Origin of the sequence: Caloramator fervidus (assembly GCF_900108045.1) — a bacterium.
Taxonomy (GTDB): domain Bacteria; phylum Bacillota; class Clostridia; order Clostridiales; family Caloramatoraceae; genus Caloramator; species Caloramator fervidus.
In genome coordinates, this window is record NZ_FNUK01000020.1 from 18,508 (window position 1) to 33,694 (window position 15,187).

General features: G+C 30.1%; 13 protein-coding genes and 1 tRNA gene. 2 read left to right on the forward strand and 12 right to left on the reverse strand.

All coding sequences use genetic code 11. The features are described 5' to 3' along the window. Positions 1 to 9 precede the first annotated feature (9 nt). From C4R78_RS07420 to C4R78_RS07455, 8 genes are read right to left on the reverse strand one after another with little or no spacing between them, the layout of a single operon-like run. Positions 10 to 606 carry a chemotaxis protein CheC gene (locus C4R78_RS07420; RefSeq protein ID WP_103896446.1) on the reverse strand — a complete coding sequence of 199 codons (597 nt, stop codon included), beginning with the start codon at positions 604 to 606 and terminating at the stop codon, positions 10 to 12. A 13-nt stretch (positions 607 to 619) separates the two neighbouring features. Then, complete coding sequence (locus C4R78_RS07425) at positions 620 to 2,569, reverse strand: chemotaxis protein CheA (RefSeq protein ID WP_103896447.1); 1,950 nt, start codon at positions 2,567 to 2,569, stop codon at positions 620 to 622. 2 nt (positions 2,570 to 2,571) lie between these two features. Further along, positions 2,572 to 3,348, reverse strand: a complete 777-nt coding sequence (locus C4R78_RS07430; RefSeq protein ID WP_103896448.1) for a CheR family methyltransferase — start codon at positions 3,346 to 3,348, stop codon at positions 2,572 to 2,574. After that, a complete protein-coding gene (locus C4R78_RS07435) occupies positions 3,348 to 4,382 on the reverse strand; it encodes a protein-glutamate methylesterase/protein-glutamine glutaminase (protein WP_103896449.1) in 1,035 nt (344 codons plus the stop codon). Before C4R78_RS07435 ends, C4R78_RS07430 begins: the two co-directional genes overlap by 1 nt. A gap of 2 nt (positions 4,383 to 4,384) precedes the next feature. Then, on the reverse strand, positions 4,385 to 4,873 hold the full coding sequence (locus tag C4R78_RS07440) for a chemotaxis protein CheD (RefSeq protein ID WP_103896450.1): 489 nt from the start codon (positions 4,871 to 4,873) through the stop codon (positions 4,385 to 4,387). 15 nt (positions 4,874 to 4,888) lie between these two features. After that, positions 4,889 to 5,329, reverse strand: coding sequence for a chemotaxis protein CheW (locus C4R78_RS07445; protein WP_103896451.1), 441 nt, complete (start codon positions 5,327 to 5,329; stop codon positions 4,889 to 4,891). 13 nt (positions 5,330 to 5,342) lie between these two features. Further along, positions 5,343 to 7,058 carry a DUF342 domain-containing protein gene (locus tag C4R78_RS07450; protein WP_103896452.1) on the reverse strand — a complete coding sequence of 572 codons (1,716 nt, stop codon included), beginning with the start codon at positions 7,056 to 7,058 and terminating at the stop codon, positions 5,343 to 5,345. Beyond that, on the reverse strand, positions 7,058 to 8,314 hold the full coding sequence (locus tag C4R78_RS07455) for a phosphatase PAP2 family protein (RefSeq protein WP_103896453.1): 1,257 nt from the start codon (positions 8,312 to 8,314) through the stop codon (positions 7,058 to 7,060). Before C4R78_RS07455 ends, C4R78_RS07450 begins: the two co-directional genes overlap by 1 nt. 112 nt (positions 8,315 to 8,426) lie before the next feature. Here C4R78_RS07455 and C4R78_RS07460 point away from each other — a divergent pair. Further along, a tRNA-Sec gene (locus tag C4R78_RS07460) sits at positions 8,427 to 8,522 on the forward strand. A 31-nt stretch (positions 8,523 to 8,553) separates the two neighbouring features. Here the strand turns inward: C4R78_RS07460 and selB are convergent. From selB to C4R78_RS07480, 4 genes are all read right to left on the reverse strand, one after another. Beyond that, positions 8,554 to 10,461 (reverse strand): selenocysteine-specific translation elongation factor, encoded by a 1,908-nt coding sequence (gene selB, locus C4R78_RS07465; RefSeq protein WP_103896454.1) that lies wholly within the window; start codon positions 10,459 to 10,461, stop codon positions 8,554 to 8,556. Between the two features lie 13 nt (positions 10,462 to 10,474). Continuing rightward, on the reverse strand, positions 10,475 to 11,860 hold the full coding sequence (gene selA, locus C4R78_RS07470; protein WP_103896455.1) for an L-seryl-tRNA(Sec) selenium transferase: 1,386 nt from the start codon (positions 11,858 to 11,860) through the stop codon (positions 10,475 to 10,477). A gap of 14 nt (positions 11,861 to 11,874) precedes the next feature. After that, a complete protein-coding gene (selD, locus tag C4R78_RS07475) occupies positions 11,875 to 12,906 on the reverse strand; it encodes a selenide, water dikinase SelD (protein WP_103896458.1) in 1,032 nt (343 codons plus the stop codon). 72 nt (positions 12,907 to 12,978) lie between these two features. Beyond that, positions 12,979 to 13,536, reverse strand: a complete 558-nt coding sequence (locus C4R78_RS07480; protein WP_103896456.1) for a helix-hairpin-helix domain-containing protein — start codon at positions 13,534 to 13,536, stop codon at positions 12,979 to 12,981. A 113-nt stretch (positions 13,537 to 13,649) separates the two neighbouring features. Between C4R78_RS07480 and C4R78_RS07485 the strand changes: the two genes are divergently transcribed. Then, positions 13,650 to 14,849, forward strand: a complete 1,200-nt coding sequence (locus C4R78_RS07485) for a D-alanyl-D-alanine carboxypeptidase family protein (RefSeq protein WP_159945857.1) — start codon at positions 13,650 to 13,652, stop codon at positions 14,847 to 14,849. Positions 14,850 to 15,187 lie beyond the last annotated feature (338 nt).

Sequence of the window (15,187 nt, forward strand, 5' to 3'; positions counted from 1 at the left end):
CCTCCCTTTTTATAATCCTAATTTTGATAATATAGCTTCTAAAGAACCTGGCTTTGGAATAAAGAAAAAGTATCCGCCAGATTCTTTGTCATCCTGAGTAAATTTTGTATCAATGGCTAAAACATAATCACTATATTGCTCTGCATCAATAAAACTCGTGCTTAAAATAGCTGCTAACATGTCCTCAACAACATAAGGAACAGAACCTATTAAATTTAAACCTGTAAATTTTGACAAAGCATTTAAATAGGAATTTCCTAAAATATTTCCAAGTTCTTGATAAACAGAATAATAAAGATCTTCATTTATTTCTGAAAAACCCTCTAACATTTCATCTGCAATAATTCTTGCACTATCAGGCTTCATTACAAATAATATATTCCCTGGTGCATCACCAAAAACCTTCAAAAGAACAGCTATAACTAAATCCTCTTCATTTCCTATTCTTGTTAACATATCATTAAATAAAAGTATGTCCACTTGTGGAACAGACATATCAACTTTTTTATTTATAAGCTGCGACAATGCTGTCGCAGCATTGCCAGCACCTATATTACCTATTTCCCTTAAAGCATCCAATTGAATTTCATTAAGATTAAATTCCATATCTATCACCTACTCATATTAAAGCTGCAACATCCAATATTAATGTCACTAAACCATCTCCTAATATAGTTGCACCTACATATTCCTTTTGATTTTGTAAAAGCTTTCCTATAGGTTTTATAACAATTTCTTGCTGTCCTAATAGAGAATCTACTAAAAGACCTACCGTCTTCTCTCCAACCTTTACAATAACTACAAATTTTTCATCTGAATCAATTTCTGGTAAATTCAATCTTTGAGCAAGCCTTACAATAGGTATTACACTATCCCTGTATATTATAACTTCTTTATTGTTAGAAACCTTTACCTCATTTAATTTTATTTTTATAACTCTATCAATAAATCCAAGGGATATTGCAAAGGTTTCCTCTGCAACTTTAACTAAAAGGGCCTGTATTATAGATAGGGTCAATGGTAGTCTTATTATAAAGGCTGTCCCTTTCCCTAACTCGCTTATAACTTCAATACTTCCTCCAAGGGAGGTTATTTTTGTTTTTACAACATCCATTCCAACTCCTCTTCCAGATATGTCTGTAACCTTTTCGCTTGTGCTAAAACCTTGAAGGAATATAAGGTTTTTAATGTCGTGTTCTGTCATTCCTTCAGTATTTATTCCAAGTTGTTCAGCCTTTTTCTTTATTTTGTTTATATCAATACCCTTTCCATCATCTTCAACCTTTATAACAGCCTTATTTCCTTCCTGATAAGCTATAAGTTTTACTGTCCCCTTTGCACTCTTTCCTTGTTTTATTCTCTCCTCTGGAGTTTCAATTCCATGATCTATAGCATTTCTTAAAAGATGAACAAGAGGTTCTCCAATTTCATCAATTACTGTTCTATCAAGTTCAGTATCCTCACCCTTTATAATTAATTCTACTTCCTTTCCTAATTCCTTTGCAAGATCCCTTACCATTCTTGGAAATCTATTAAATACCTTTTCTATTGGAAGCATTCTAACCTTCATTACAAGATCTTGAAGATCTGTTGTTATCCTTCCAACCTGCTCCAAAGTTTCATGAAGTTCCTGTGATTTAAAATCTTTGCTTATCTGCTCTAACCTAGTTCTATGGATTACAAGCTCCCCTACTAAATTCATAAACTTGTCTAATCTTTCAAGATCAACCCTCACAGATTGATGAACTTTCTTAGTACTTTTATCCTCTTCTTTTTCGATTTGCTTTTCTAATTTTATTTCTTCCTTTTCTTCTTTAATTTGATTGCTTTCTTCATGGACATTTTCTTGTAAAGCTTCAACTTCAACCCCTTCAATTTCTGAAATGCCTTCTACTTTGCCTTTTATTTCCTCTTTGTTCTTTTGAGTTATAACAATTACATAAAATTGATTATCAAAATTCTCCTGCTCTAAATCCTCTGTTGATGGAACAGTTTTTATTATCTCTCCCATTTCTTCTAAAGTCTTATAAACCAAAAACGCCCTTGCAGATTTTAAAACTGAATCTTTATATATTGTAACCTTTACCTTATAAACATTGTAATTTTTTTCCTTTGCTTTTATAATAAGATCTTTATCATATTCATTAAGTTCAAATACTAATTGACTCTTTTTATTATCTTCATAGGAGTCACTATTTTCTATTTTCTTCAACTCTTCTATTATATCATCAACATCGGCATCCTCAATACCCTCATTTCTTATGTTATCTATCATCTCTTCTAGCTTATCTACACATTTAAATAAAGTAGTTACTATATTAGAATTAACCCTAAGTTCACCATTTCTTATTTTATCAAGAATATTTTCCATTTTATGCGTCAAATCAGCTATTCTCTCAAATCCCATACTTCCTGCCATACCCTTTAAGGTATGAGCCGCCCTAAAGATTGAATTTACAATATCATGATTTTCAGGATCCTTCTCTAACTCTAAAAGATCTTCATTAAGCCTTTGTATATTTTCCTCTGATTCTTCAAGAAAAATATCCAAATATTGTGACATATCCATAATTATACGCCTCCCGGTTTTCTATATATAAATGTAGATGCTTTTTCAAAACCCAATTCCCTATAATTATAAATGCTTTCCGTCGCTCCAACAAAAAGTAAAGCTCCTGGATTCATAGCATCATAAAACTTTTTGTAAATTTGATTTTTAACCTCTTGAGTAAAATATATAACAACATTTCTACAAACTATTAAATCAAAACCTGTATCATATCTATCTAATATTAAATCATGATGTTTAAAAATAACCCTGTTTTTTATAAAATCTTTAATTATATAGCTATCCCCATCCTTTATAAAATATTTGTCTAATAAATCCTTATCAACATTTCTTACATCCTGCATCTTATATACTCCTTTTTTGGCAACTTCAAGTATGTTTTTATCTATGTCCGTAGCTATTATAGTATGTCTTTTGTTGGGTGTTAGCCTGTCCATTATTATAGCTAAAGTATAGGGCTCTGCACCATTTGAACAAGCAGCACTCCAAATCTTTAAGGTCTTTTTTTCTGGATTTAAAAGTTCCTTTATTTTTCTTTCAAGTTCTAAAAAAAGATCCTTATTTCTAAAAAATTCCGATACATTTATAGTTAAATGATCTAAAAATCTCTGGCTTAAGTTTTTATCAAGCTTAAGTTTTAAAATAAACTCATCTTCGTTTTTAACTCCAATTCTACTCATAAAACTTTCTATTCTTCTTGTCAATTGTTTTGACTTATAGGCTGAAAGATCTATGCCATATTGTTTTAAAACAAAGGCCTCTATTTTCTTAAAGTCCATCAGCTTCTCCCCCGAACTATTTTAACTATTTGATTTGCTATTTCCTTGTCAGGCAATACATAATCTATACATCCTGTTTCTATTGCTGCCTTTGGCATTCCAAATACCGTAGAAGTTACCTCATCTTGGGCTATAGTTATGCCTCCTCTTTGTTTTATAGCTTTAATTCCTTCTGCACCATCTTTTCCCATTCCCGTTAATATTACAGCCAAAAGCCTTCCATCAAATTCATGGGCTGCTGACAAAAAGAGCTTATCAACAGCAGGTCTTACCCCATGAACTTGAGGAGATAAATCAAGTTTTATCCTGTTCCTATTTACAAGCATGTGGAATCCACCTGGAGCTATATATACATGATTTTTATTTATAATAACATTATCTTGAGCTTCTAAAACCTTTAAACTACTATATCTATCAAGTCTTTCAGCAAAAGCCTTTGTAAAACCCGCTGGCATATGCTGAACTATAAGAACTGGAAGGTCTAAATCCTTTGGAAGTTGAGTTACAAGTTCAAATAAAACCTTAGGCCCCCCAGTTGATGCTCCAATTAAAATAGCTTCTATAGGTTTTTGATTATTCTCTAAACTAGTTAAAGCTTCATACCTAACAAGAGGTTTTATCCTCCTTCTTTTAATATGAGCATTAGCATATCTTATTTTCTCTACTAAATCATCCTTCACTTTTTCAATATCCAATGATATTGAACCTGACGGTTTTTGTATAAAATCAAAGGCACCTAACCGTAACGCTTCTATGGTTATCGCTGATCCCTCAGCTGTAAGACTGCTTAACATTATAACTTGTGTTTTTTCTTTATCTATTTCCTTTAAAACTTCAAGACCATTTTTATAAGGCATCTCTACATCAAGGGTCACTACATCTGGATTTAAACGTTTTATCTTTTCAAGTGCATCTAGTCCATCTCTTGCTGTATCTATTACTTCCATGTCTGGTTGACTGTTTATCATATCAGAAATCATTTTCCTCATAAAAGCAGAATCATCAACAACCAAAACCTTTATTTTTTCAAACATATCTACAACTCCTTTATACCTTTACCAACTGTTCTTATGTATACTTTTCCTGTATCTGCTTCTATTATCATTGTTCTTCCATAGTTCCCTCCAAGATCCTCAGCAAGAATAGGTATTCTTAATTTTTGAAGTATTTCTTTAACTGCCTTTGCATTTCTGCTTCCTATATCCATAAGGGGCGTTTTATCGCTTGTTTGAAACATACTTGCCCCTCCTGCAATTTTAGCCTTTAAATTGTTCAACCTTGCTCCATTTTGTATCATTTTTTCAACAAGCATTGGTATTGCCAAATCTGCATATTTCATAGGATTTGAATTATTAGTAAACTTTGAGCTTTCAGGAAGCATAATATGTGCAAGCCCTGCTATCTTTTTATAATCATCATATAAAGCTATTCCAACACATGAACCCAAACCTATAGTAATTAACCTATCAGGCGGAAAAGCTATGTTTAAATCTCCTATTCCTACTTTTATTTCCTTTCCTTCCATAATATCTACTCCATTTTAGTTTGTTATTTTTTCTAATTCATCTTTTGTTAAAATCTTCTCAGTATCAATGTTTAAAATTATTCTATTATCAAGTCTTATTATATTTTGAATATACTTATTTTTTGCAACCGTAACAATATCAGGAGAAGCCTCTATATTTTCCTCCTTTATATCTGTAACCTCTAAAACAGTATCTACCAAAAGCCCAACATTTTTATTGTTGTTTTTCACAACTATTATTTTTTTATCCCTTGAATCTTCATAATTCATATTAAACTTTTTCCTTAAGTTAATTATTGGCAAAATTGTATTTTGATAGTTTATAACACCTTCAACAAAATAGGGTGCCTCTGGAACCTTTGTAGGTTCTATATATCCAAGAATTCTTTCTACCTGCTGGATATCACAGGCAAATTCTTCATTTCCAAGCTTAAAAATTATAACCTTTCTATCCATTTTGGCATCACTCCTATAATTTCATTTTTTCTACTATAACCTCTCCATTTTTAAAATATGCCTTAAGATTTTTTACTGGATTTTCAATTTTATATGAAATATCATCAAATTGTAAAATAGTATTTTGATATGCAACTTTAGCCTCTATAATTCCTTGCTTTGTAGTTTTTAAAACCGTCACAGCTCCTGCATTAGAACCTACCTCAGAAGCAAAGACACCATTTTGAGCAAATATCCTTCCTCCCCTTAATACAGCTTTTTCGTTTAAAAACTTTACAACATTTTTCGCTACTATATCTGTATTATAGCAACCCTTCCCTAATATTTCTACATCGTTACTTGAAAAAATTTTAGAATTTTGACAGTAGGATATATACACATTTGAAGGACAGTTTAAAACCTCAAAACCTTCAATAAAACCCTCTATCTCCTTTAATATATTTTTCATTTTATCTAAATCCTTTAACATATTATCTTTAAACTCCAACAACAAAGAATAAATGCTCTTCCAACAATTTAAAATTTCATTTTTAAAATTAGAAGTTATAAACTCATTTGTTTTATCAAAATCCTTCATCTTATTAGGATATTTCGATTCCAAAATCAAATAAAGCACTTGTCCTATATTTTTGTCCATTTTAATTTTTCCAAGACTTAAAAGCTGAGAATACATAGACAGAACATTTTTTAATATTTCATAGGCCTCTTTAATTTTTTCAAAGGCCCTTTCATTATTTAGCTGATTTAGTCCAGCCATAACATTAGAGGATATTAAATTCTTTTTAATTATAACATCTCCATTTGCAATAACTTCCGCCTCTAAAACATCACCATGAACTATAACTTTATTACCTGATTTTACTTTAAACCCTTCCTTTACAGAACCAAAAATCTCAATATTTCCATCAAAACTTATATTTCCTGTTTTAATATCAACATCACTATTTAATCTTAAAACCTCATATACACATATTCTATCTGCTTTAACCTCAGGCATACCAGATATAGCCGCAAAAGCTTTGTTATCTAATATGTTACACCCTGTCCCTGCTAAAAGCTTCAATATGCTTCTTTTTCTTGGTTTTACAGGTCTTCCATATACATCAAATCCTATCATTCCATCTTTTCCCTCTAACTTCTCTGCTAGGACAGAACCTTTTTCAACATACTCATAGGTATTTCTATTAAAATAATCTATTCTAAAAGCATTTTCATCCTCTTCATTGTGTTTTTCTCCAAAATAATAAATTATTTTATCATCCTCAGGGTCTCTAGCCCTTCTACCCTCTGCAACTAAATATTTTCCACCTTCAACCGCTTTTAATATTTCTTCTTTTTTTATACCATAAATTATTTTCTTTTCTCTAAGAAACCTTTCTATTTCATCAGCTGTAAATTTTTTTATGCTTTTATGCTTTATTTTTCCTTCAACTAAAAGCTCATTTCTAGGCTCCTTATCTTCAATTTCGTATTCTATATAGGGTTCATAACTTACCTCTAAATAAACTTCCATGGCATCTTGACTTACATTTATATTTAAATTCCTTTTACCTTCTATTATTTTAGGAATTATCTTGACAATATCATCCTTATTTATAAATATTTGCGACTCAACCTTAACCCCATTTACATAAACCTCTACCCCTTCCCCAACCTTCAAAAGAGGCTTTTTTTCTCCATCTATATAAATAAATTGTCCTGATTGTATTCCTATTTTTGCCTCCTGCATTAAAGGACACCCCCCTTTAAGTTTTTCCACACTATAACTGCTGAAATAAAATAAATTATAGCAACTATCCACCCTGCAATTACATCACTAAAATAGTGAACACCTAAATAAACTCTGCTAAAACCAATTAGCAGAGCTAAAATTACTAATGTTGATTTTATTAACCTACTCTTTACATTAAATTCATTCTCTAAAATAAAACATATAAAAAGCATAAAAGTTAAACATACCATTGCATGTCCACTAGGAAAACTATAACCCTTAGCTTCTATAAGCCTATACATGATAGGTCTTGGTCTTTTAAATAGATATTTTAAAAATTCGTTAAATATCCATACTAAAAAAATATTAATAACGAAATAAATAGAAATATCCTTCTTATTCTGTTTCATTAATATTATCGAAATAACTAAAGTTAAAATTAACATTGATTCAAAATTTCCAATAGAAGTAATTACTTTAAAAACAAAGTTTAAAGCAGGATTTCTAAAGAATATGAAATACTCATAAATTTTCAAATCATAATATAAAAACAAATTAAAACCATGATCCTCTATAAACTCAAACATCAACATTAAAATAAATATTGATAAAATAAACATTGTCAAGGTATAAAAGCCTACCCTGTCAATTACTTTAAGTTTTAGCCATATGTTTAAGTTTTTAATTTTTATTATAAATTTCTCAAAGTGCCTATATCTAATAACTGTTTTATATGCATAAAAAAACATAATAAATATTAAAGTTACTCCTATCGTTAGATATTCAAAATTATTTCTTATAAACTTATCAGCATCCTTTAAAAAAATAACTAAAAAGGCTTCAAGAATAAATCTTGAAAATCTTCCTATAAAGGATGCAATTATAAATATTCTTTTAGGTATTTTAAAAATTCCCGCGGAAATAGTAAATATCTTATAAGGAATAGGAGTAAATCCTGCTATTAAAACTGCCCATCCACCATACTTTTTAAAATAAACCTCTACCCTTTTTATTTTTGAATTATCAAAAAATTTACTAAAAATATCTCCAAATTTACTTCCTAAAAAGTATCCAAAGACTCCTCCTAAAACAGAAAATAAAGCTGTTATAAAAGCATAAAAGAAAGCCATTTTTTTATTTAAATACATCATGGGAAGTAGAATAACATCTGGAGGAATAGGAAAAAAAGAAGACTCAACAAAGGATATAACAATCAATCCTAAAATTCCAAAACTATTAACCATATTTATAAATTCTTGTAAAAACCTTTCCATATAAATCACCTCAAACCCATTTGGTTAAAATTATAACACAAAACAATAGAAAAATCTAATTACTGGATTGACAAATATAATTTTTTTATATAAAATGAACTTGTTAGTATATGGGAGTGGATAGGTGCTGGTGTGCCTACCGGTCTTCAAAACCGTGTTGACGGGTTAACCCCCGTTAGGTGGGTTCGATTCCCACACACTCCCGCCAAAAAAGCCTGTGTTCTTTGAACACAGGCTTTTTATATTAAATATCTTCTATCTTCTATTCTTTTTGTAAGTTTAATCGAATCAAAATATTCAAGGATGGCAACAGCATATTTTCGACTGCTTTCTATCATATCTCTATATTGGGCAGCTGTTATATATCCTTCTTTATTAATAAATTCAATAAGCATTTTCTTTGCAGCTTCAAAATTTTCGGCCGTCAAATAAATTTCTTCATTTATTTTAACTAATAATCCTAAATCAACTAATGCTTCAAAAACCCTTTGAGCTTCAATCTCATCCTTTGCAAACCCTTTTATAACCTCTTGAGGTTTTGGAGGCTGGAACTTAGCATCTTTAAAAATCTTTAAAATATCTTCCTTTATCTTCTCCTGTTTTGAATTAAATTTTAATTCAAAATCAATCAATGCTATGTATATTCCATTTATTTTTATAGTATCATAACTTAATAATTCAAGCATCCTATCATAAATCCTCTGCTTTATATCTTTACCAAAAACTTTAATTTTTAGTTCTTCCTTAGTTATACCGAATTTTAATGGATTGTTTTTATGATATTCAACTAAAAAATGCTTCACTTTGTTTTTAATTTCCATTAAGTATGTATAATGAATAAAGACAAAATCATCCCCTAAATCTAATTTAATAACTTTTTTATCCTTTACAAGTTCTTCTAATATCTCATTTAAATTGCTATAATTTTTCCCTAATATTCTTGTTATATCCTTTACTCCAACAAAATCTTTGCTGTTAACTTTTATAGTATGTTCTATAATCTCCTTTGGGTCTCCCTTTTCCTTTAAAAGCAAATCTTCAATAACTTTTTCATCAAAGGCCTTATGTTTTAAAGGATTGGGATCGAGTATTGTTCCCCCTCCAACAGTTATCATAGGAGAATATGTCCTTATTATATATTTATCTCCTCTTTTAGCTGCAATTGGCGATTCCAGTCTTATTTGAACTAAGGCCTTTTCTCCAGGATTTACAATCTCTTTATCTAAAATATATACCCTCCCTAATATCTCCGAAGTTCCATGATATATCCTAACTCTATCTCTATTTTCTAAAGGATGTGGTGCATCGCTTAAATAATTTAACCTACAATCTATCATCATTGAAACTTGCATAGAATCTGGTTTTGCTAAAACATCTCCTCTTTCTATATCTTCTTTTTTTACATTTGCAAGATTAACTGCAACTCTTTGCCCAGCATATGCAGTTTTTACAGGCCTTTCATGAACTTGTATTCCCCTAACCTTTGTTACTATATCCTTTGGGTATATTTTACATATATCTCCTTCATTTATAGTTCCAGAAATTAATGTCCCTGTGACAACCGTTCCAAAACCACTGACCGTAAATACCCTATCTATTGGAAGTCTAAAATCTGTAAGAATATCCCTATCCTCCATTTCCATGGTAAGCTTGTCTATCATATAAACAAGCTCTTTAAGGCCTTCCTTCGTGTAGGAGGATACAGGAATAATCGGAGCATCTTTTAAAAAGGTATTTTCAATTTCTTTTTTAATATCTTCTATAACCATGTTAAGCCACTCTTGATCTACTAAATCTTTTTTAGTTATAACCACAATACCTTTTTTTATATCTAAAAGATTTAAAATATTTAAATGTTCCTTGGTTTGAGGCATTACCCCTTCATCCGCTGCAATAACAAGCAAAACAATGTCTATTCCTGTAACTCCTGCAAGCATATTTTTAATAAACCTTTCATGACCAGGAACATCAACTATTCCAGCTCTCTTCCCAGATGGTAAATCAAAATAAGTAAAACCTAAATTTATTGATATTCCTCTTTCTTTTTCCTCCTTTAAAGTATCAGTATCTCTACCAGTTAATGCCTTTATAAGCGTTGTTTTTCCATGATCTATGTGTCCTGCTGTTCCTATTATTACATGCTGCATAAAAATACACCCCTTAGAGTATTCTTTCAAAAGTTTCTGCTATTATTTTAAACTCATCATCAAATATAGTTCTTACATCCATTATTATCTGCTCTTTGTAAATTCTAACTATTATAGGAATATCTTGCTGCCTTAATATATATTCAACATCCTTTACCTTCCTATGTTTAGGTTTTAATAAAACAACAAAGGTTGGAATAGTCTCAAGGGGCATAGACCCTCCACCAAATTGAGATACATCCTGTTTTATAGAAATTTCAACCTTATCCTTTAACCTTTGTTTTAATAAGTTAAAAAGTTTTTTGGCCTTTTTTTGAATTGTATTAATATCCATAGTCATCATATTAAGAGCAGGGATTTCCTTTATTGCTTTTTCTTCATCTAAGTATAACCTAAAAGTAGCCTCTAAAGCAGCAAGAGTCATTTTATCTATTCTTAAAGCCCTTGTTAGTTGATTTTTCTTCATCTTTTCAATTAAATCCCTTCTTCCAACAATTATACCTGCTTGAGGTCCTCCTAAAAGTTTATCTCCACTAAACGTAACTATATCTGCTCCCTTCTTTATACTATCTTGAACAGTAGGTTCATAGCTTAATCCATATTTTGATAAGTCTATTAAAACCCCACTTCCTATATCCTCAAATACAGGTATTTGATATCTTCTTCCTAGTTCTACTAATTCCTCAAGGGAAACCTCTTTTGTAAAACCTAAAATTTTAAAATTGCTTTGATGAACTTTAAGAAGCAATGCAGTATTTTCATTAATAGCATTTTCATAATCATATAAATGTGTCTTGTTTGTAGTACCAACTTCTACAAGTTTAGCACCACTTTGTTCCATAACAGCAGGAATCCTAAAGGAACCTCCAATTTCAACAAGCTGACCTCTTGATACTATAACTTCTTTATTTTTTGCAAGAGTTGAAAGAACAAGCATAACAGCAGCAGCATTGTTGTTTACTACCATAGCAGCTTCTGCTCCTGTTACTTTACATATTATATCCTCTACATGACTATACCTTGAACCTCTCTCCCCTTTGTCTAAATCATACTCAAGATTATTATATCTTGATGAAACTTCTAAAACAGCATTTATTGCATCTTTAGATAACACAGCTCTTCCAAGATTGGTATGAAGTATTGTTCCTGTTGCATTTATAACCCTTCTTAAATGATTTCTCTGCTTTAGATAAACCGTTTTTATTATCTTTTCAATTATGTTTTCATATTCAACTTTAACTATATTATCATTAATTATACCTTCCCTATAATCATCAAGAACTGTCCTTATTGAATCTAATACTATGCTCCTTGAAAAATTTAAACCTTTAATCCTTTCATCTGATAATATCTTGTCCACCTTAGGTAAGCTTGAAAGCAACAGTTTTTTACTTTCCATCATATTGCCTCCTGTTAATCAATTATTATGTAATATTCACAAAGCCTTTCAACATATCCTACTATAAAGGCATCAATCCCATTATCATTTAACTCATTTAAAAGCTTGTTAGCCTCTTTTTCAGGTAAAGAAAATAACAACCCACCAGAAGTTTGAGGATCAAAAACTAAATCAAGAATATATTCCTCTTTAGCATTAAACTTGTATTTATCTTTTAAATAATTCCTATTCCTATATGTCCCTGCAGGAATAAGTCCCATTTTAGCATATTCCACCGCACCATTTATATATTTTATGTTGCTACTTAAAATCCTTATAGTAACATTACTTCCTTTTGCCATTTCATAAGCATGTCCAGCAAGTCCAAAACCGGTTATATCAGTGCAGGAATTTATAGGATATTTCTCTGCTATTTCTGCTGCATATTTATTAAGCATAGACATATATTTGACCGCCTCAGCTATTTCATCTTTACCAGCAATTTCTCCTTTTATAGCGGTATTTATTATTCCTGTGCCTATTGGCTTTGTTAATATCAATACATCTCCTTCCTTCGCATTTGAATTTGACAAAATCCTACTAGGATGAATTATTCCCATAACCGATAGACCATATTTAGGTTCATCATCATCTACAGTATGACCACCAACTATTATTGCCCCAGCTTCTTTTACTTTATCCGCTCCACCCTTTAATATCTCAGCCAATATTTCCATATCCTTGCACTGAGGAAAGGTGACAATATTTAATGCCAAAACAGGCCTTCCACCCATAGCATAAACATCACTTAAGGAATTTGTAGCAGCAATTTGCCCAAATAAGTAAGGATCATCAACTACAGGTGTAAAAAAATCTAAAGTCTGTATTATTGCTATATCTTCAGTTAACTTATAAACAGCAGCATCATCTGAAGTATCATACCCAACTATTAAATTTCTATCATAAAACCTTGGAAGTTTAGATAATATATCCGATAGGGCCTCCGGCCCTATTTTCGCCGCTCATCCAGATGATTTAGTCATTTGAGTTAATTTTATATCCAATATATCACTTCCCTTCATTTTATTAACTTTTAAGTTACATGATAATTTTATCCAAAATAATTTTAATATTCAACATTATCTTACAGTTATTTTATCCTTAATGTTTTCAAACATCTTATCCCCTATACCACTTACATTCTTTATATCTTCTATTCTTCTAAAGGGCCCATTTTTTTGTCTATATTCAATAATCCTTTGTGCAAGAGCATCCCCTATTCGTGGAAGACTCTTTAATTCTTCTAAACCTGCAGTGTTTATGTTTATTTTCGTTTGTGAAGAATCATTTAAAGACTGATCGACTTGTATATCAGCCTTTGATGGAACATATATATAATCCTCATCCTTTAACTTCATAGCTAAATTTAATTTTTCTTTTAAAGCATTATCTGTAAATCCTCCACACATCTCTAAAAGTTTATACAATCTATCTCCTTCTCTTAAAGTATATACCCCTGGTTTTTTTACTTCCCCACAAATATAAACTTTTATCTCAGAATCCTTTTGCTCAATACTTGATTTAATTACAGTAATTTCACTGCTTTTTTTATCCCTATAATAATAAAAAGCATTTATAAAAACTAAAATCGACAAAAACAAAATTAATCCTATTTTTTCCCTTTTTGTTAAATCCATTTTTATCACCCCAGTTTAAAATATTAACCAAAATAAATCATTTTAAACGTTGAACAATTATTATATTTTCTGTTAAAATATCTGTTGTTTATAAAAAATGAAAGGAGATGCCTATGAAAAAAATACTTTCATTCATAATATGTATATTTTTATTTTTCAATCCTATTATTCATGCAGCTTCAAATATAAACGTCAACGCAGAAGGCGCAATATTAGTAGATTTAAACTCTGGAGAAATATTATATGAAAAAAACAAAGACTTAAAATTAGCGCCTGCCAGCACAACAAAAATAATGACTGCTCTTTTAACAATTGAAAATACTAACTTAAATGATAAAGTAATCATAGGCAAAAAACCACCCTTTGCTGATGGAAGTAAAATTTATTTATTAGAGGGAGAAGAGTTAACTGTAGAACAACTTCTAAATGCACTTCTTTTAGAATCCGCTAATGACGCTGCTCAAGCTTTAGCAGAATACATTTCAGGTAGTGAAGAACAATTTTCTAAGCTAATGAATAAAAGAGCCCAAGAATTAGGATGCAAAAATACAAATTTTTTAAATGCATCTGGTCTTTACGATGATAACCACTATACAAGCGCCTATGATCTATATCTTATTACTAAAAAAGCCTTTGAATATCCAATATTTAGAGAAATAATATCCAAAAAAAATTACATAATACCTCCTACTAATAAACAACCCCAAAAAAGATATTTATATAACCACAATAAATTATTAAATGGAAACAAAAAATATAACTACAAATGGGCAAATGGAGTTAAAACTGGATATACAATCAAAGCTAAACATACCTTTGTTGGTTCAGCTACTAAAGATGATAGGACTTTAATAGTTGTTATTTTAAAAAGCGATTCAAATTATTATAATGACGTCATAAAACTTTTTGAATATGGATTTAATGAATTTGAAACTAAGCTTATTTTAGATAAAAATACAGCTGTTTATAACATAACATTTGGAAATACATCAATTCCCCTATATCCTAAAGAAGATGTATATGTAACTTTAAAGAAAAACGAATCATTTAATGAACTAGAAAAAAGAATAAATTTAATACCACAAATAAAAAGCATAAAAAAAGGAGATATTTTAGGAAGCATAGATATTTATAAAAATAATATCCTTTTAAAATCTGTTCCTTTGATTTCAAACGTAAATTATAACAACCATTTATATGATTTAAAATATCAAGAAGGAAAATATAAAAGAGAAATTTCTAAAAAGTGGTTGTTATTAGGGTTTATCTTCATACTTGGTTTATTAGGATATAAAAAAATAGTAAAAAAATAAGGTTCTATGTCAATAGTTGGGGTGGGCAAATTATTCAGATGCCCGCCCTTGCTAATTTCCAAGGAGTTTTTATGTAATTGAGATTAATTTAAGCAAAAGCTTTAAAAATGGGCATGACAAAAAGGCCAATCAAAGGTTGGCTTTTATAAAAGCTCAGCGTATTGTTTATTTTTGCACGTAGTTTGGTATAGGTTTAAGAAGAAAACCTTTAAAGACTGACTTAGGTCGACTAAGGTTTTCTTCTTAAATTTTTTGCGCGAGGCCGTTAAAAATTGTTGTAGATTTAATAGTTTAACAAGTTTATACACAACAATGAAGAATTCGATTTCTAAACCTTT